This is a genomic window from Sulfitobacter sp. TCYB15 (assembly GCF_040435955.1).
Lineage (GTDB): Bacteria > Pseudomonadota > Alphaproteobacteria > Rhodobacterales > Rhodobacteraceae > Sulfitobacter > Sulfitobacter pontiacus.
Genome location: NZ_CP159193.1, coordinates 1,043,802 through 1,062,343, shown reverse-complemented (window position 1 = coordinate 1,062,343; position 18,542 = coordinate 1,043,802). Strand labels below are relative to the sequence as shown.

The 18,542-nt window shown below is 62.1% G+C and carries 17 protein-coding genes and 1 tRNA gene; 9 read left to right on the top strand and 9 right to left on the bottom strand.

Annotation, left to right across the window (positions count from 1 at the left end):
* Positions 1-52: 52 nt before the first annotated feature.
* Complete coding sequence (locus ABM428_RS05120; RefSeq protein WP_353628233.1) at positions 53-2,485, bottom strand: mechanosensitive ion channel family protein; 2,433 nt, start codon at positions 2,483-2,485, stop codon at positions 53-55.
* 411 nt (positions 2,486-2,896) lie between these two features.
* Between ABM428_RS05120 and ABM428_RS05115 the strand changes: the two genes are divergently transcribed.
* The 6 genes from ABM428_RS05115 to ABM428_RS05090 are packed head-to-tail and all read left to right on the top strand — an operon-like array spanning position 2,897 to position 8,882.
* Entirely contained in the window at positions 2,897-4,102 is a 1,206-nt protein-coding gene (locus tag ABM428_RS05115) for a glycosyltransferase (RefSeq protein ID WP_353628232.1), read from the top strand.
* On the top strand, positions 4,099-5,346 hold the full coding sequence (locus ABM428_RS05110; RefSeq protein ID WP_353628231.1) for a glycosyltransferase family 4 protein: 1,248 nt from the start codon (positions 4,099-4,101) through the stop codon (positions 5,344-5,346). Before ABM428_RS05115 ends, ABM428_RS05110 begins: the two co-directional genes overlap by 4 nt.
* Positions 5,346-6,422 carry a glycosyltransferase family 4 protein gene (locus ABM428_RS05105; RefSeq protein ID WP_353628230.1) on the top strand — a complete coding sequence of 359 codons (1,077 nt, stop codon included), beginning with the start codon at positions 5,346-5,348 and terminating at the stop codon, positions 6,420-6,422. The genes ABM428_RS05110 and ABM428_RS05105 overlap by 1 nt, the downstream gene beginning before the upstream one ends.
* Positions 6,419-7,000, top strand: coding sequence for a histidine phosphatase family protein (locus ABM428_RS05100; protein WP_353628229.1), 582 nt, complete (start codon positions 6,419-6,421; stop codon positions 6,998-7,000). The genes ABM428_RS05105 and ABM428_RS05100 overlap by 4 nt, the downstream gene beginning before the upstream one ends.
* A complete protein-coding gene (locus ABM428_RS05095) occupies positions 6,997-8,136 on the top strand; it encodes a glycosyltransferase family protein (protein ID WP_132997038.1) in 1,140 nt (379 codons plus the stop codon). The genes ABM428_RS05100 and ABM428_RS05095 overlap by 4 nt, the downstream gene beginning before the upstream one ends.
* A complete protein-coding gene (locus tag ABM428_RS05090; protein ID WP_132997039.1) occupies positions 8,133-8,882 on the top strand; it encodes a polysaccharide deacetylase family protein in 750 nt (249 codons plus the stop codon). Before ABM428_RS05095 ends, ABM428_RS05090 begins: the two co-directional genes overlap by 4 nt.
* A gap of 59 nt (positions 8,883-8,941) precedes the next feature.
* Here the strand turns inward: ABM428_RS05090 and lepA are convergent, their stop codons facing one another.
* Positions 8,942-10,741 carry a translation elongation factor 4 gene (gene lepA, locus ABM428_RS05085; protein ID WP_005851903.1) on the bottom strand — a complete coding sequence of 600 codons (1,800 nt, stop codon included), beginning with the start codon at positions 10,739-10,741 and terminating at the stop codon, positions 8,942-8,944.
* Positions 10,742-11,096: 355 nt separating this feature from the next.
* On the opposite strand from lepA, the gene ABM428_RS05080 reads away from it, so the two are divergent.
* The gene (locus ABM428_RS05080) at positions 11,097-12,191 is read left to right on the top strand and encodes a porin (RefSeq protein WP_037943540.1); all 1,095 of its coding nucleotides are present in this window, start codon (positions 11,097-11,099) and stop codon (positions 12,189-12,191) included.
* 156 nt (positions 12,192-12,347) lie between these two features.
* On the top strand, positions 12,348-12,707 hold the full coding sequence (locus tag ABM428_RS05075) for a hypothetical protein (protein ID WP_107277672.1): 360 nt from the start codon (positions 12,348-12,350) through the stop codon (positions 12,705-12,707).
* Between the two features lie 35 nt (positions 12,708-12,742).
* Here ABM428_RS05075 and ABM428_RS05070 read toward each other — a convergent pair whose 3' ends face one another.
* The 6 genes from ABM428_RS05070 to ABM428_RS05045 form a co-directional block, all read right to left on the bottom strand.
* Positions 12,743-13,207, bottom strand: a complete 465-nt coding sequence (locus tag ABM428_RS05070) for a low molecular weight phosphatase family protein (protein ID WP_005851897.1) — start codon at positions 13,205-13,207, stop codon at positions 12,743-12,745.
* Complete coding sequence (locus ABM428_RS05065) at positions 13,208-13,687, bottom strand: UPF0262 family protein (RefSeq protein WP_009826222.1); 480 nt, start codon at positions 13,685-13,687, stop codon at positions 13,208-13,210.
* 94 nt (positions 13,688-13,781) lie between these two features.
* Positions 13,782-15,083, bottom strand: coding sequence for a histidinol dehydrogenase (hisD, locus tag ABM428_RS05060; RefSeq protein WP_353628228.1), 1,302 nt, complete (start codon positions 15,081-15,083; stop codon positions 13,782-13,784).
* Between the two features lie 81 nt (positions 15,084-15,164).
* Entirely contained in the window at positions 15,165-15,635 is a 471-nt protein-coding gene (locus ABM428_RS05055; protein WP_005851890.1) for a DUF2948 family protein, read from the bottom strand.
* Positions 15,632-16,903, bottom strand: a complete 1,272-nt coding sequence (murA, locus tag ABM428_RS05050) for a UDP-N-acetylglucosamine 1-carboxyvinyltransferase (protein ID WP_037943535.1) — start codon at positions 16,901-16,903, stop codon at positions 15,632-15,634. The genes ABM428_RS05055 and murA overlap by 4 nt, the downstream gene beginning before the upstream one ends.
* A 3-nt stretch (positions 16,904-16,906) precedes the next feature.
* The gene (locus ABM428_RS05045; protein ID WP_009826219.1) at positions 16,907-17,107 is read right to left on the bottom strand and encodes a hypothetical protein; all 201 of its coding nucleotides are present in this window, start codon (positions 17,105-17,107) and stop codon (positions 16,907-16,909) included.
* 84 nt (positions 17,108-17,191) lie between these two features.
* On the opposite strand from ABM428_RS05045, the gene ABM428_RS05040 reads away from it, so the two are divergent.
* Positions 17,192-17,266 (top strand) — tRNA-Thr (locus ABM428_RS05040).
* Positions 17,267-17,454: 188 nt separating this feature from the next.
* Here the strand turns inward: ABM428_RS05040 and ABM428_RS05035 are convergent.
* Positions 17,455-18,453, bottom strand: a complete 999-nt coding sequence (locus ABM428_RS05035; protein WP_353628227.1) for a hypothetical protein — start codon at positions 18,451-18,453, stop codon at positions 17,455-17,457.
* Positions 18,454-18,542: the final 89 nt, after the last annotated feature.

Here is an 18,542-nt window from a genome sequence, read left to right as displayed (position 1 = left end):
GATGCTAGCGCCCGCCGCCGTCGTTTCAATGTCACAACTGCGCGAGACGCGGCTATCGGTCGTCCCCGCCCGGCTCCGGGCCGGTTTGTGCCTCTTCTTCCAGCGATGTCTGCGCCGCTGCGGTCACCGCATCGCGTTCCTCGTCGCTCAGGTCTTTGACCTTACCGTCGGCCAGACGCACAGTGACCTCCCGATGGGCAAAACGGATTCCTTCGCGCTCAAACAAGGCTCGGATTTCCTCATAGACCTTCTTGCGCACCAGCCATTGATCCCCCGGTTTGGTCATGAACTTGACCCGGATGATCATCGCGGAATCCTGCATTTCAATCACGCCCTGCGATTTCAGCGGCTGGATAAAGTTGTCGCCGATCACCGGGTCATCCAGCAGCGCGATGCCAAGCTTTTTGATCAGCTTGCGAACGCGTTCGACATCGGTGTCATAGGTCACCCGTAACGGCAGCTTCATGATCACCCAGTCGCGGCTGTAGTTGGTCATCACCTGCAGCTCGCCAAAGGGAATGGTGTGCAGCGCGCCCAGATGGTGGCGCAACTGGAACGACCGGACCGAGATTTTCTCGACCGTGCCCTTCACGCCGCCCACATCAAGGTATTCCCCCTTGCGGAAGGCATCGTCGAACAGAAAGAACGCGCCGGCAAAGATATCGCGCACCAGTGCCTGACTGCCAAAGCCGACGGCAACACCGACGATCCCCGCACCGGCGAACAGCGGGCCGACATTGATCCCGAATTCCATCAACACGATGAGGGCGATGGTCACGATCAGAACGATCAGGACAAAGTTGCGAAACAGCGGCAGCAGCGTTGCCAATCGGCTGGCAGAGGACGCGCCGCTGCCTTCGTCGCCCAGTTCCGCCTCGGGCTGGTCGGCGGTTTCGGCCTCGATCTTGCTGTCGATCCAGATGCGGAAGGCGTGATAGACGACGTAGCCGATAAACAGGATCACCATCACGTCCAGCAGCTTGTCCGCGTGGCTTTCGACCATCAACGTTGCTTCTGTGTCCCAGATATAGAAGAACGCATAGGCCCCCGTAACAAAGGCGAGGATACCGGCCACGCGCCGCGCCAGACCTTCAAAGCTGGTGAGACTTTGGCGTGGCACCATTGCCGCCTGTCTGTCAGCCTCGTCCAGCGACATGGTATCATCCGCTTGCGCTGTGCCGGCGGCCTCGGGCGCATCCTCGTCCAAGGCGGCATCAGCGCGCTTTTCGCGGCGCAGCTCGTTCAGGCGGCGTATCATGCGCGCGCGGGCAAAGCCGCGTTCAATAGCATAGTTGATCACGCCGTAGACCACGATAATCGACACCAGAATACCATAGGCCCCCGCGATCAGAGGCACGGAGCTTGGGTTCTCGAGCACCAGATCATAGGTCAGTTCGAACCAGGCAAAAATCGCGTAGGCCACCACCAGCGGTGCCCAGGCCCGCGACATAAAACGCCCCACGGCGCTGCATTCCGACGCGGGCTTGCCCTGCCGCAGCGCGTTTGAAATGGGGCTGCGGTTGACCCAGATCATCAGAATATTCGCCACGACGATCGCCGCCGACATCAGGGAGGCGATGAAAGCATAGACATCATAGTTCAGCCCCAGTTCAGCGATCCAGATGCCGAACAGGATCGCGACGGTATCAAGGCTTGCCATCATCCACAGCCAGCGGTGCAGGCGTTTGGCGTCGCGGTCGCTGAACACGGGGATGCGGTATTGCGACAGGAAGGGTGACAGGATCATCCGCCACAGGCCCGCGGCCACGCGACAGACGAAATAGCCGATGTTGATCAGCGTGACAGTGAACTGGATCGCCGTGTCTTCAAGCGGTCCAAACAGCAGCGCGCCCAGAATATAGGCCACCACCATCGACACCAGAACGCCGATGACCCCCATGAAAAACCGAAACACCAGAAACGGCATCTTTTCGGTATAGCCGACGGGGTTCGCCTGCACTTTGGCGGTGACGAAGCCGCGTGCCATTCGCTTGCCGAACAGCTCCACCTCGACCACGGCCCCGACGGCAAACAGCGCGAGCGCCACCAGCAGCGTCTCACCAAAGGCCCAAAGCGTGCCGTCCGGGCTGGCGGCCCGCAGAATATAGATCACCTCGTTGATCGCGTCGGGCAACTGCACGATGCGTTCGATCAAGGCAGTGCGGAACTGGTTGCCCCGTTCTTGCAGGTGCATCAGCGCAGAGGTTTCCTTGGCCAGCGCCGCCTCTTGCCGGTCGCCCTCGGTCGCTTGGGCAGATGCGGGCTGGTTCAACAACTGGCCCGCGCTATCGACCACCACCACGCTCACCCCGCTTTCAGCGGCTTGTCTGATGACCTCTTGCAGTCGCGCGGCATCGCCTTCTGCATCGCTGACGGCAGTTTCCTGCGCTGTTGGCAAAAGGGACAGAACCCCTTGCGCCGTCGCGGCGTTGGCAAAGGGCAAGACCCACAGCGACAAAAGAAGGGTGAAGATGAAATGCCGCATATGTCCTCGCTCATGGCCTTGGGGCGCAGTCTTGAGACGCTAAGGCGCCCCCCGTGCCATTGCAATCTTTACCCCCCGGCCCCACCTACTCCCCCTGACGATGAACCGCGAAGGACGCCGAATATGACACGCGCCGCATCTTCCCACGGGCTTGGCCCGCTCAAACGCCGGTTTTCGCAGCCCATTCAGGGGCGGCGACGGCGGAAGGTGCTGAAATGCATGACATGTTCACCATAGATGCCTAAGGTATTCTTATTGGGCTGTTCGACCGGCAGGCCAAGGTGATGTGAGTGTATTCGGTTTCTGGGTGCATCGGGCGGGACGGGTTCACCTGCCTTCGACAATAAACGCTTTCTAGCCGCCAGACTGATAGGTGCGGCCAAGGATATTTGACTAAGTTAGGATCGGCCCATGCGCCAAACGGTCTCGAACAACGCCCGCAATGGCAAACCAGCGCGGCGGGTGCTTTTCTATAGCCACGACACCTTTGGATTGGGCCACTTACGGCGGTCGCGCGCACTGGCTGCCGCCTTGATGGACGGCGACGAAGATGCCTCGGCCATCATCCTGACCGGATCGCCCGTCGCGGGGCGTTTCACCTTTCCCAAAGGCGTCGACCACATCCGCCTACCCGGCGTGACGAAGCTGGCCGACGGCAGCTATGTGGCGCAAACGCTTGGCCTTGATATCGACGAGGTTACCTCCCTGCGGGCCGGTCTGATCCGCACCGCGATCGAGGAATACACCCCCGATCTGCTGATCGTGGATAAAGAGCCGACGGGCTTTCGCGGGGAACTGCTGCCCAGCCTTGACTGGCTGCGCGAGAATGGCACCACCAAAGTCGTGCTGGGCCTGCGCGACGTGCTGGACGAACCCGAGGTGCTGGCCGCCGAATGGGAACGCAAGGGCGCGGTTGAAGCGACCGAGAAATACTATGACGAGATTTGGGTCTACGGCATGCGCGATGTCTATGACCCGACCAAGGGGCTGCCCCTGTCGCAGGCGGCCCACGACCGGATGCATTGGACCGGCTACCTGCGCCGCGAGGCCCCGGACGAAACGCCCCTCGCCGAAGAACCCTATGTGCTGATTACCCCCGGCGGCGGCGGGGACGGTGCCGCGATGGTGTCGCTGGTGCTGGACGCCTACGAGCAAGACCCCGACCTGACGCCAAATGCCAAGCTGATCTACGGCCCCTTCCTGTCCGGCGACGTCCGCGACGCCTTTGACGCGCGGGTGGCCAAGCTGGGCGGGCGGGTGACCGCGCTTGGCTTTGATAGCCGGATCGAACAGCTTTATGTCGGGGCTGAAGGCGTGGTTTGCATGGGCGGTTACAACACCTTCTGCGAGGTGCTGTCTTTTGACAAACGCGCCGTCATCGTGCCGCGTACCGTGCCCCGGTTGGAACAATGGATCCGCGCCAGCCGCGCCGAAGAGCTTGGGCTTGTCCGCATGTTGGAAGAAACCCGTGATGGCATGACACCGCAGGCAATGATCGCCGCAATCCGCAACCTGCCGCATCAGAACAAACCCTCGCAAGCCGGTGCAGACGGGCTGCTGGACGGGCTTGACGTGGTGGTTGAACGGGGCCGCGCCCTGATGGGCGGTGGCGCATGACCGACACCCCCGCCCCCCTCGCCATTGTGGTCAAAGGCTGGCCGCGCCTGTCCGAGACCTTCATCGCACAAGAACTTGTCGCCCTTGAAGAAGCCGGTCTGCGGTTCGACATCTGGTCGTTGCGCCACCCGACCGATACGAAAACCCACCCGTTGCACGACCGGCTGCAAGCGCGCGTGCGCTATTTGCCGGAATACCTGCGCGACGATCCCGAACGTGTGGCCGCAGCACAAGAGGCCGCGAAAGCCATGCCCGGCTACGACGCAGCATGGGAGGTTTTCCAACAAGACCTTGCCCGCGACGACACCCCTAACCGCCATCGCCGCTTTGGGCAGGCCTGCGTCATGGCACATGAGCTTCCCGCCGAGACCCGCGGCATCTATGCGCATTTCCTGCACACCCCGTCCTCGGTCGCGCGCTATGCCGCGATCCTGCGCGGACTACCGTGGAGCTTTTCTGCCCACGCCAAGGACATCTGGACCTCGCCCGAATGGGAGTTGCGCGAAAAGCTGGACCCCGCCAGCCACGGTGCCGCCTTTGGTGCCACCTGCACGGACTTTAACGCGCAACATCTGCGCAGTCTTACCTCCGCCCCGGGCCGGATTGATCTGGTCTATCACGGGCTGGATCTGGCGCGTTTCCCCGAACCGCCAACCCGGGTCCAACGCGCCAAAAGCGACCCGTTCCAGATGATGTCTGTCGGGCGCATGGTCGAGAAAAAGGGCTTTGATAACCTGATCGACGCGCTGGCGCTGCTGCCGAATGAGTTTGACTGGCACTGGACCCATATCGGCGGCGGGGACCTGTCGGAACCGATGAAAGCACGCGCAGAAATGCACGGGATCAACGACCGGATCACTTGGCGCGGGGCCTGCGACCAGCCAGAGGTGATCGCGGCCATGCGTGCCGCCGATCTGTTCGTGCTGCCCTCGCGCATTGCCAAGGACGGCGACCGCGACGGGCTGCCCAACGTGCTGATGGAAGCGGCAAGCCAGAAGCTTCCGCTGCTCAGCACGCCCGTATCCGCCATCCCCGAGTTCATCACCAGCGGCACCACCGGCGTGTTAAGCGACGATGCCCCCGCCGCCCTTGCCGAGGCGATGCAGCGTTTTGCGGAGGATCCATCGCTTGGCCCTCGGCTGGCCGAGGCCGCCCACGACCGGCTGCATGCAGAATTCACCATGGCCCCCGGCATTCGCCAGCTCCACAAGCGGCTGACGGCGATGCTGGCACAGGGCGGCTGATGCGGCTTGCGTTCTACGCTCCGTTAAAGTCGCCTGATCATCCGGTACCCTCGGGGGATCGGGCGATCGCGCGTGGGCTGATGGCCGCGCTGCAACGGGGGGGCGCGACGGTTACAGTCGCCAGCACCCTGCGCAGCCGCGACGGGGCGGGCGACAGCGCGGCGCAGACCCTGCTGTTCAATGCTGCCGAGGCCGAAGTGCCCCAAGCCATCGTCCGCGGTCGTACCGAAGGCTGGCAGGCGTGGATCACCTATCATAACTATTACAAGGCCCCCGACCTGATCGGCCCCGCCGTTGCCCGCGCCCTTGGCATACCCTATCTGCTGGTCGAATCCAGCCGTGCGCGCAAACGGCTGACAGGCCCGTGGGCCGGTTTCGCCCTAGCTGCCGAGGCCGCAAGCGACGCGGCGGATGTGATCTTTTACCTCACGCACCGCGATGCCGAAACGCTGCGCCGCGATCAGACCGCGGGGCAGCGGCTGGTGCATCTGCCGCCGTTTCTCGCACAGGACGCTTTGCCTGTGCCGTCCGCGCTGGATGGCCCGATGCTGGCTGTGGGTATGCTGCGCGACGGGGACAAACGCGCCTCGTATCAGATCATCGCGGAGACGCTGGCGCTGCTGCCAGCAGACAGCTGGCGGCTGGATATCGCGGGTGACGGCCCCGCCCGCACCGAGATAGAGACGATGATGGCCCCCTTTGGCGATGCGGTTCGGTTTCTTGGGGAGCTTGATGCGACCGCCATGGCCGCCGCCTATCGCCATGCATCGCTGCTGTTCTGGCCCGGGGTGAACGAAGCCTTTGGTCTCGCCTATCTGGAGGCGCAGGCCGCGGGCCTGCCCGTCGTAGCCCAAGACCGCCCCGGCGTGCGCGATGTGCTGGCCCCTGCCTCCTATCCCGCGCCGGAAAGCGGCACCGCCCCGCTTGCCGCACAGATCACAGCGCTGCTGTCGGATACAAACCTACGCCACACACGCGCCCAAGCCGCCCGCGATTTTGTTGCGCAACATCATCTGCTTCCCACTGCCACCGCGACCTTGCTGGCGGGGTTGGAAAGCTGCGGGGTGCGCCCATGATCCGGCTTGCCCTGCTCCGCCACGGGCATACAGGCTGGAACCGTGCGGGCCGCATTCAAGGGCGCACAGATATCCCGCTGGATGATGACGCCCGCGCTGGTCTGGCGGCGCTGGCATTGCCCGTGCCTTGGGACCGTGCCGATCTTGTATCAAGCCCCCTGTCCCGCGCCGTTGAAACCGCCCGACTGGTCGCAGACCGCGCGCCGAAAACCGCGCCCGCGCTGATGGAGATGGACTGGGGCAAGTGGGAAGGGCTGCACGGCGTAGAGCTTAAGGCAGACCCCACCAGCGGGTTCCGCGATATCGAGGATTGGGGCTGGGGCTACACCCCACCCGGCGGCGAAAGCCCCGACAGCCTGCGCGAACGGCTGATCCCTTGGGCCAACGGCTTGACGCGCGACACTGTCGCCGTCTGCCATATCGGCGTGATGCGTGTTTTGCTGGCCCATGCGACCGGCTGGGATTTCGCTGGCCCCGCCCCCTTTCAGATCAAGCGCAACCGCTTATATCTACTGGATATTTCACCCAAGGGTTGGACCGCCCACCCTGATCCCATCCGACTGGAGCCGCGCTTATGAAGGTCAGCATCGTCGTCACACATCTGCTGGGCACCGGCCATCTGGCCCGCGCCCTGACCCTTGGCCGCGCCTATGGGGCGGCGGGGCATGATGTGCAGGTCGTCTCGGGCGGGATGCCCGCACCGCAGTTGAACAGCGACGGCGTTGACGTGGTGCAACTGCCGCCGCTGCGCTCTGACGGTGTGGATTTCGCACGGCTGCTGGATGAACATGGTGCGGTCGCCTCTGAAGCGTTGAAGGCCGCGCGGCGCGAGATGCTGGTCACCCACATCCAGACCCGCGCCCCCGATCTGCTGATCACCGAACTGTTCCCCTTTGGGCGCCGCACCCTCAAGGCAGAGTTCATGGCCCTACTTGACGCCGCAGATGCCCTGCCCGCGCGCCCACTGATCTGCGCATCGGTGCGCGATATCCTCGCGCCGCCATCCAAACCCGCCAAGGCGCAGCTGGCCGATGATCTGGTTGCGCAGTATTACGATGCGGTGCTGGTCCATGCGGACGAGACCGTGACGCCGCTCTCGCTCAGCTGGCCGGTGTCCGGCGCGATGCAGGGCAAGCTGCGCTATACCGGTTTCGTCGCACCGCCCCCCGCCAGCCCCCATCCCGACCGGCTTGGCGCGGACGAGATTATCGTCAGCGCAGGGGGCGGCGATGTAGGCGCGCATGTGTTCGACACCTGCCGCGCCGCGGCCGCGCGTGATGCGGGGCGGGTCTGGCGCTTGCTGCTGGGGGGGCAGGATGCGGCCGCACGCAGTGCCGCGCTGATGCAGGATGCCCCCGCGAATGTGGTGATCGAACCGGCGCGCCCCGAATTCCGCCAGATGCTGCATCACGCCGCCGCCTCTGTCTCTTTGTGCGGCTACAATACCGCGCTGGATGTGCTGCAAAGCGGGGTGCGCGCGCTGTTTGTCCCCTTTGACGCCGGCAACGAGGTGGAACAAGGGCTGCGCGCCGATGCGCTGTCCGCGCTACCGGGGATCGAGGTGCTGCGCAGCACCGATCTGACACCGGACAGGTTGCTATCCGCCTTGGCAACTCTGCACGCCGCCCCGACCCGGCCTGCGCAGACAGACGGGTTTGACGGGGCCGCGAGGACGGTCACCCTGACCGAGGCGATGCGAAAGGGCACGCGATGACCGTGGATTGGGCCAATCTTGACGCCGAGCTTGCAATATGGCGCGCAGAGGGATTGCACCTGCCGATCTGGTGGCGCGATGATGATGCCATCGCCCCAACCCCCGCGCTGGATCGCCTTGCCGCACTGGCCGAGGATCTGTCCCTGCCCGCGCATATCGCCGTGATCCCTGAACATGCAGAACCCGCGCTTGCCGCCTATAGCAAGGACCGTCCGCTGATCCGTCCGCTGGTGCATGGCTGGCAGCATATCAGCCACGCGCCCGACGGGGCCAAAAAGGCAGAGTTCGGACACCCGCGCCCCGATGCGGCCCACGAGCTCGCCCAAGCGCTGAACCGGATGCAACAGCTTTTCGGCGACGACCTGCTGCCGATCTTTGTGCCGCCGTGGAACCGGTTGGACGATGGGTTGCTGCCGGTGCTGGCAGACGCAGGCTATGTCGGGGTGTCGACCTATCTGCCGCGGGATAACCGGATTGCCGCCCCGGGGCTGGTGCAGATCAACACCCATATCGACCCGATTTTCTGGCGCGGCACCCGCAGCCTTGTCCCGCCGGACACGCTGATTGCGGATATCACCAAACTGCTGCAGGACCGCCGCAAAGGGCTGACGGACCCGCAGGAACCCTTGGGGTTTTTGACCCACCATCTGGTGCACGACGAAGATATCTGGGGGTTCACCCACGCTTGTCTGGCGCGGCTGCTGGACGGTGGGGCGGTGCCTGCACAGATGACAAGGCTGCCCTGACCTTTGGTGTCGTCCCAACGAAAAGGGGCGCATGAAGCGCCCCTTTTGGAATAATCGTCTTAGCTGTCCATCTTCAAGGCAGAGATAAATGCCTCTTGCGGGATGTCGACCTTGCCGAACTGGCGCATTTTCTTCTTACCCGCCTTCTGTTTATCCAACAGCTTGCGTTTCCGCGAGGCGTCGCCGCCGTAGCATTTCGCGGTCACATCCTTGCGCATCGCCGATAGGGTTTCGCGCGCGATCACCTTGCCGCCGATGGCCGCCTGAATCGGGATCTTGAACATGTGACGCGGGATCAGATCCTTGAGCTTTTCAACCATGGCCCGGCCGCGCATTTCGGCGCGGTCGCGGTGCACCATAGTGCTGAGCGCATCCACAGGTTCGTCGTTGACCAGAATAGACATCTTGACCAGCGCATCCTGACGGTAGCCGATCATCTGATAGTCGAACGAGGCATAGCCCTTGGTGACCGACTTCAACCGGTCATAGAAGTCGAAAACCACTTCGTTCAGCGGCAGATCATAGACAACCATCGCGCGACTGCCCGCATAGGTCAGGTCCATCTGGATGCCGCGGCGGTCCTGGCACAGCTTGAGCACGTCACCAAGATATTCATCCGGCACAAGGATGGTCGCCTTGATGCGTGGTTCTTCGATGTGATCCACGAAGGTCAGGTCGGGCATGTCGGCGGGGTTGTGCAACTGCTCGACCGTGCCGTCTTTCATATGGATGTCATAGATAACCGACGGCGCGGTGGTGATCAGGTCGATGTCATACTCGCGCTCGATCCGGTCACGAATGACTTCAAGGTGCAGCAGGCCAAGGAAGCCGCAGCGGAAACCGAAACCCAGGGCGGCGGATGTTTCCATCTCGAAGCTGAAAGACGCGTCGTTCAGCGCCAGCTTTTCAATACTGTCGCGCAGGTCTTCGAACTCGGCGGCGTCCACGGGGAACAGACCACAGAACACCACGGGCTGCGCTGGTTTAAAGCCCGGCAGCGGGGTTTCGGTGCCCTTTTTCTCGTGCGTGATTGTATCCCCGACCCGTGTGTCGCGGACCTGTTTGATCGATGCGGTCAGAAACCCGATCTCGCCGGGGTTGAGGCTGTCGATCTCGGTCATGGCGGGACGGAAGACGCCGATACGGTCGACGTGGTGCACCGACCCATTCTGCATCATGCGGATACGGTCGCCTTTTTTCAGCTGACCATCCATGATCCGCACCAGAACGATGACGCCCAGATAGCTGTCGTACCATGAATCGACCAGCATTGCCTTCAACGGCGCGTCCTGCGTGCCCTTTGGCGCGGGCAGCTTATGCACGATGGCTTCAAGCGTTTCGACAATGCCCTGACCTGTCTTGGCCGAAACACGGATCGCTTCGGAAGCATCGATCCCGATCACATCCTCGATCTGTTCCGCCACGCGGTCGCAGTCGGACGCAGGCAGGTCGATCTTGTTGAGAACCGGCACGATCTCGTGATCCGCATCAATCGCGTGATACACGTTGGCGAGCGTCTGCGCCTCGACGCCTTGGGTGCTGTCCACGACCAGCAGCGATCCTTCGACCGCGCGCATGGAGCGAGAGACCTCGTAGGCAAAGTCGACGTGACCGGGTGTGTCGATCAGGTTGAGGATATATTCCTCGCCGTTCTGGGCGGTGTAGTTGATCCGCACCGTCTGGGCCTTGATCGTGATCCCGCGCTCGCGCTCGATATCCATCGAGTCGAGCATCTGCGCTTTCATATCGCGCAGGGAAACGGTGTTCGTCTCTTGGATCAGGCGATCGGCGAGCGTGGATTTACCATGATCGATGTGCGCGACGATGGAGAAATTGCGGATATGTGAAAGTGGTGTCATGAGGCAAGGATATGGTGCGGATTCAAGCGCTGGTCAATGGGCTGGATCGCCTGTTCCCCTTGATCCTTAGGGCATTTGACGCGCGTCGGCGGATTTACCTGCATTCTGATCGCAAACGTCAAAGGGGGGATGTGATTTTTTCGCGGTCACCTGCCATGCAGAAACCGCATACCGCCGCCAACGCCAATATATCAAGGCGCTTGGCAGTACTGCGCGGTACCGCCCCCTTTAGCAATGTTGCAACACCGGCATTTCGTATGGCTGCCTTATGGTTTTATCCTGCGGGCGGGGGCGTTAGATCGGCCTTCTCAAATGGTCTGCACCCTTGCAGATCGGGCGAATAAGGAATTTTGAGATGAAGATGAAACACTCGCTTGGCACAGTGACCGTTGCAGCCCTTGGTCTGGCGTCGCTTCCCGCGCTGGCACAGGCCCAAGAAGGCCCCGTCTGGGACGTTTACGGCCAACTGAACTTTGGCGTTCTGAGCGTTGACGATGGTGAAGACACAAACACCACGTTTATCGACAACGACAACTCCAACAGCCGCGTTGGTCTGACCATGACCCAAGCGCTGCAAAACGGGTCCGAACTGCGTCTGACCTTCGAAGCAGGCCTTGGCCTGACCGGGTCCTCCGCCATCAATGGCGACGACGACAGCCTGGATTTCGACTACCACCGTACCGAACTGCGCAAACTGGACCTGACATACCGCACGCCAAACGCGGGTATCTTCTCGTTTGGTCAAGGCAGCACGTCGACAGATGGCTCGGCCGAAGCTGACTTCTCGGGCACCGGTGTTGCCGCCTATGTGGGCATCAGCGACATCGCGGGCAGCCAGCAACTGCGTTTCGCGGATGGCACGCTGTCGAGCGTTACAATCGGGGGCACCAACAGCTCTTTCGACGGCAGCCGCCGTTTCCGCGTGCGCTATGACACACCTGTGTTCAACGGCTTCTCCGCATCGGTTTCCTACGGTCAGGAAGTCCTGAGCTCGGGCGATGACAACGACTACACCGATGTCGGCACACGCTACGTTCAAGACTACGGTGACTATTCGGTCGACGCGCGCTTGGGCTATTCGTTCCGCGACACCAGCAACGATCTGGTCATGGGCTCCGCCGCTGTTCTGCACCAACCAACCGGTCTGAACCTCGCGGTTTCCGCAGGTCGCCGCGTTGCGGGTGACGCAGACTACGCCTACATCAAAGCGGGCATCACCCGTGATTACATCGCGGCGGGTTCGACATCCTTCTCCGTTGATTACTACGACGGGAACGACTTTGTCGTCGCAGGGTCCAGCACCTCTTCCGTGGGTGTCGCCGTTGTTCAGCGCCTCGACGCGTACAACACCGAGCTTTACGCAACACACCGCACCTATGACTTCGACGATCCGTCGGCCTCCTATCAGGATCTGGACGTGACCTTCGTTGGTGCGCGCTGGAAGTTCTAAGCAACACACGCCTTTGCCCGACCTGTTCGGGCAAAGGCATTTCCGTTTTGCGCCCCCAATCGTGAATTGCTCAATCTGCAGTTTTCCGGCATAAATGCCAGCAGCAGTTAGGGCAGCCTCGGGATCAACCCGGCGTCCGAGAGATGAGGCAAAACGATGGTACGACTTTTCACGATGATCTGTGTTGTTGGCACGCTGGCCGCTTGCGGCGGACCGCGCGGCTATAACCCCAGCGGCGGCTTTGGCCGGGGCGCTGTCTTGTTCGCCACCGGGCCGATCCACAACGCCTGCATGAAATCGGGGCGCAAACAGGCGAGCGCGGCGCGCTGCGGCTGTATCCAAGCCGTTGCCGACAAAGAGCTTTCTTCGTCAGAACAGCGCCGTGGCGTACGCGTTTTCTCGGACCCTCACAGCCTGCAAGAGGCGCGCCAGTCCGACCGCAAAAGCGACAATGATTTCTGGGCTGTATGGAAAGCCTATGGCCAGACAGCATCGACCCTGTGCAGCGCCACCTAAGACCGTGACACCGGCGGCAGGGGCACGCCCCTGCCCTAGATCTGTGGCCGCGAAGGCGGGCCGAAACGGTCAATCAGACGGTCTTTGATCTGATCACGGGCGGCGCGGTATTGCGCGATCTTGGCATCGCGCGTTTCCCCCAACCCTGTCGGGTCGAGGATCGGCCAATATTCCACAGTCAGATGATAAAACCGCGTCAGTTCCAGCGCGCGGCGTTGGCTGGCGGGGCTCAGCGCGATGATCAGATCGAAAGAGCTCAGATCATCGCCCCAATTCTCCATCTCGTCGAAACTGCGGGACCGGTGGCGGGATAGTTCCACGTCCAGCTCTTGGCACACCGCGATAGAGAAACCGTCGATTTCCAGATCGTTCATCACGCCGACGGATTGCACATAGGTGCCCGTGCCGTAGAACTTTTTCATCAACCCTTCGGCCATAGGCGACCGCACCGCGTTGTGATCGCAGCAAAACAGCACCGATTGGGGCAGTTTCTGGGTCATCTAGCCGCCGTAGTGCAGAACGCAGATGAGGGTGAACAGGCGGCGGGCCGTATCTGTATCGATCTCGGCCTTGCCTTCAAGCCGCTCTTGCAACACCCGAGACCCTTCGTTGTGGATCCCGCGCCGTGCCATATCGATGGTCTCGATCTGCGAGGGGGCGGATTTCTTGACCGCCTCGAAATAGGATTCGCAAATCTGGAAATAGTCTTTGACAACTTGCCGGAACGGCCCCAGCGACAGATGGAATTCCGCCGCCTTTTCAGCGCTTTCGGTGTTCACATCAAACACCAGCCGTTTGTCACGGATCGACAGGCCCAGATGGTACGGCCCTTGTGGCACCGGGCGATCATCGCGCGACGGCAGGGTAAAAACATTGTCCTCCAGCAGATCAAACATGGCGACCTTGCGCTCTTGCTCTATCTCGGGCGTGGGCGGGGGCAGGTTCGCGTCGTCAAGCGCGATATGCGTGATCCGGGACATGGGGACGTCTCATTTAGTGTCTATCCCGCCGACCTTAGACCGGGCGGCGGGGTTCTACAATTGACATCGGCGGGCCGGGCAAAGGGCCGTTGCGTCAGTCGTTCAGTTTGCGCAGCCTTGCGGTGACCGACAGACCGTGCGCCTCAAGGCTTTCGGATCGCGCCAGACGTTCCGCCGACGGGCCGATCGCGCGCAGCGCGTCCGGCGTCATCCGTGCCAGTGTCGTGCGCTTCATAAAGTCCAGCACCGACAGCCCGCTGGAAAACCGTGCAGAGCGTGCCGTGGGCAGCACGTGGTTCGGCCCGCCAACGTAATCGCCAATCGCCTCGGGGGTCCATTGACCAAGGAAGATCGCGCCCGCGTGGGTGATCTGCGCACTTAGCGCATCCACATCCGCGACGCAAAGTTCAAGGTGTTCAGGCGCGATACGGTTGCTCAGCTTGGCGGCTGTCGCCAGATCCGGCACGGTAATGATCGCCCCGTTCTCGCGCCAGCTGGTGCCCGCAATCGCGCGCCGTTCCAGCGTTTCCAGCCGTGCATCCACAGCATCCGACACCGCGCGGCCAAAGGCCTTGTCCGTGGTGATCAGGATCGACTGGGCGCTTTCGTCGTGTTCGGCCTGGCTGAGCAGATCAAGCGCGATCCAGTCAGCATCGTTGTCCCCATCCGCGATCACGAGAATTTCGGACGGGCCCGCGATCATGTCGATGCCCACCTTGCCAAACACCCGCCGTTTCGCGGCAGCGACATAGGCATTGCCGGGGCCGGTGATCTTGTCGACGGGGGGGATCGTGTCGGTGCCATAGGCCAGCGCCGCCACTGCCTGCGCCCCACCGATGCGGTAAATCTCGTCAACGCCCGCCAGCCGCGCAGCCAGCAACACCAGCGGGTTCAGCACCCCGTCCGGCGTGGGCACGACCATCGCAAGCCGTTCTACCCCCGCGACCTTGGCCGGGATCGCGTTCATCAAGACAGAGGAAGGATAGCTTGCCAGACCACCGGGCACATAAAGCCCTGCGGCGGATACCGCGCTCCACCGCCAGCCGAGCGTGGCACCGGCGTCGTCCTGCCACTGCGCATCCTCGGGCAGCTGCCGTTCGTGATAGGCACGGATACGCGCCGCAGCGAGTTCAAGCGCTGTGCGATCCGCGTCCGAGACTTCGGCAACCGCGGCGTCGACTTCAGCAGCAGTGATGCGCAGGGTGCCGGGGGTCAGCGCGATGCGGTCGAACTTCTGGGTCAGCTCGATCACGGCGGCATCGCCCTTGGACCGCACCTGCGCGATGATCTCGGCCACCGTGTCGTCCACATCGGGGCTGTCTTCACGTTTGGCAGAAAGCAGCGCGGTGAACGCCTGTTCGAAATCGGGCTGATCGAAGTCTAGGAATTGGGGCATCGGATGTCCTTTGCAACGTGCAATGGGCTTTGAAGGGATGCCACGCGGGCGACCCGCACGGCACAGAATGTGGAAGAACGCTTAGGCCGGATGTTCCGGCAGCTTGCGCGACGGGGCCACATAGGGGCGCGTCACATCCTTCAAGGTCACATCCAGCGCTTCGACCGTCAGCCGGATCACACCGTCCCCCGCGAGGGTTAGCAGCACGTCGCCCGAGGGCGCATCGGTTTCGGTGAACTCGATCTGCAACAGCGACAGGATGGTATCCGCATCCCCCTTGTTCACGCCTTGGCTGGACACGCGCTGCACGTTGCTGAACATCAAGATTGTTTGCACGCGTTCCGGGGCGTGGCGCGATTTGCCCGCGTCTTCCCACCGCACGCGGTTCAGCAACAGGGCAAAGCGCCCCTCTTTTTGCAGCCAGCGCATTTCCGATCCCGGAAACACGGCATCCTGCGCCAGCGAGGAGATCACCTTGAGGTCATCAGCATCCAGCGCGCCGAGGTTCAGCGGAGCTTCGCGCCCGTCTTCGAAACGTGCATCTTCGGTCATTGGTCTTTGATCCGTTCAATATTTGCGCCCACGCCGCGCAGTTTAGCCACCACATGTTCGTACCCGCGATCCAGATGATAGACACGGCTGACGCGCGTTTCGCCTTCGGCGGCCATACCGGCAAGGATCAGGGAAATCGATGCGCGCAGATCGGTCGCCATCACCGGCGCACCTTTCAGCTTTTTGACGCCGTGCACCGTCGCGGTGCCGCCGTGGACCTCGATATCGGCCCCCATGCGGATCAGCTCGGGCGCGTGCATAAAGCGGTTCTCGAAGATTTTCTCTTCCAGCACCGAGGTACCGTCCGCTGTACACAGCAGCGCCATCATCTGGGCTTGCAGGTCGGTGGGGAAACCGGGGAAAGGTTCGGTCGTGACATTTACCGCGTTGATCACGCCATTGCGCCGCGCGACTTTCAGACCTTTGTCCGTCTCGGTCACGTCGATCCCTGCCGCGTCAAGCTTTTCGCAGAAAGCCGACAGCAGGTCGATGCGCCCGCCCAGCAATTCAACCTCGCCACCGCACATCGCCGGGGCGAGCATATAGGTGCCCAGTTCGATCCGGTCGGTCACAACACGGTGGGTCGCCCCATGCAGACGGTCAACGCCCTGAATCTCGATCCGGCTGGTGCCGTCGCCTTCGATCTGCGCGCCCATAGCACGCAAACAATCCGCGAGATCCACGATCTCGGGCTCGCGTGCGGCGTTGTTGATTACCGTCGTGCCCTTGGCCAAGGTCGCAGCCATCATGATGTTCTCGGTCGCGCCGACAGAGGCAAAGGGGAAGTCGATGACCGCACCTTTCAATGCCCCGCCTTGCGCCTTGGCGTGCAGATAACCGTCACGCAAGTCGATCTCTGCGCCCATTAGGGCCAGACCATCGGTGTGAATATCCATCGGACGCGCACCAATCGCGCAGCCGCCCGGCAGTGATACCTGCGCGTGCCCTTCGCGGGCCAGCAGCGGCCCCAGCACAAGGTTCGACGCGCGCATCTTGCGCACGATGTCATATTCGGCGCGCGTGTTGATCTCGCCATGACACGACATCGCCAGAACCTGACCGTCCTGCATCGATGTCACCTCTGCCCCAAGGGACCGCAGCAATTCGGTCATGGTGCGGATGTCGGACAGGCGCGGCGCGTTGGTCAGCGTCAGCGGCTCTTCGGACAGCAGGGTCGCGGGCATAAGCGTCAGACAAGCGTTCTTGGCCCCCGCAATCGGAATTTGTCCCGACAGCGCACCGCCGCCTTTGACCACAATCGAATCCATCCTTCAGCCTTCCTTGGTTTGGCCGGTCGGCCCGTTATCTGTCTGCGCGTTATTATTTTGCGTGTCGTCGCTTTGGCTTTTGTCGCTGCGCGCACGCGCTTGCGCCTTGCGTCGGCCCATATTGGCTTTCAGCGCGGCTTTCAGCCTGTCTTCCCGCAATACATTGGGTTTTGGCGGCTTTTGTGGGGCGGTATCCTTTGACATGTCGATTGTCTAGCGCAGCGGACCGATATGGTCCAGATTACGCTTGCACCATATTGCGAATGGGTCTAATCACCCGCCCACAGTGCTGGAGTAGCTCAGTGGTAGAGCGCGTCATTGGTAATGACGAGGTCGGGAGTTCAATCCTCCCCTTCAGCACCAGATCCCCCCTTTAAACATATCGCTTTGCCCTGATGCCTTATTTATCTGGCGTTGCGGTTTTGGCATGTGCCATGGATGCGCCTGAAGTCGTCGCAGCGCCCCCTGCCCCGAAACATCCCGAATCACGATGGCATAAGAAAACCCCGACCACTTGCGCCGCCGGGGTTTTGATTTTCACGTGAAGCAATTTAGCCGCGATATGTCAGACCGGCAAACAGACGGCCCTGATCGCGGTGGCGGCCCCCGTGGACCGACCCTGCAAAGGATGCCACACCGGCAATCAGCGACGCGGCGGCCAGCACAAAGGCGGTCAGGATACCGGCGTTACGCGCGGTTTGCGCAGCTTCAACCGCTGCTTCTTTCGCCTCTGCTGCGGCCTGTTCAGCCTCGGCCTTGGCAGCGGCTACAGCGTCTTCGACTTCCTGACGCGCTTCCTGCGCTTGGGTCACGATCTGGTCCACACGCTCTTTCGCCTGAGCTTGGGTCAGATCGGTGCGTGCGGCAACAGCGCCGGCAAGATAGGTCCGGTCTTCCTCGCTCACCTCACCCGTGCGGTAGATATTCGCGACGATGCTGGCGGTCTGCTCTGCCAATTGCTCGGGATCGGCTGTCAACGGGTCGACCTGATTGGGGCGCAAAAGCTGGTTCGACAGGTAATCGGTCGGATCATTCTTGGCCTCATCCGGGATTGCAGCACCCGCCGCATCGGCCAGTCCGGAGGCAGCACCTCCCACGGCAGAGCCCGCAGCTTCGACGACCGTACCAGCTGCTTTGCCTGCACCCGCAGCAACATTGCCCGCGGTATTGGCTGCAAAGCTCAGCGCGCTGGATAGCATCACGGCGGTGATCACAGAGCCGAGGCCCCAAACAACCAGACCGTTGATCCCGTCACGTGAAGTGACTTCATCATCCGTAGCGCTTTCGACGCGGCGGCGCATGCGGCCCGCGATATAACCACCGGCCAGATAGGAGGCGACCAGCGTGATCACCATCCACAGCGCGGTCACAACCAGTTCAAGCGTCGATGAATTGTCGGTTCCGTCCAGCGTGATCGACGACAGGCCAAGTGCCGCGCCGAAGGTGGTCAGCAAAAGGCCGATTGCCACAGCGACAACGGTGCCCGCGAAAATTGCGGGCCAGTCGACATAGGATCCATCGGCAGTTTTTTCAGTGAGTGTCGTGTTCATGTAAATGCCTCCCCGGCGTTTGATTACGCCAAGCCGACCAGCGACAGCACCGCCATAACCACGACCACAAGACCAACGAGATAAATGAT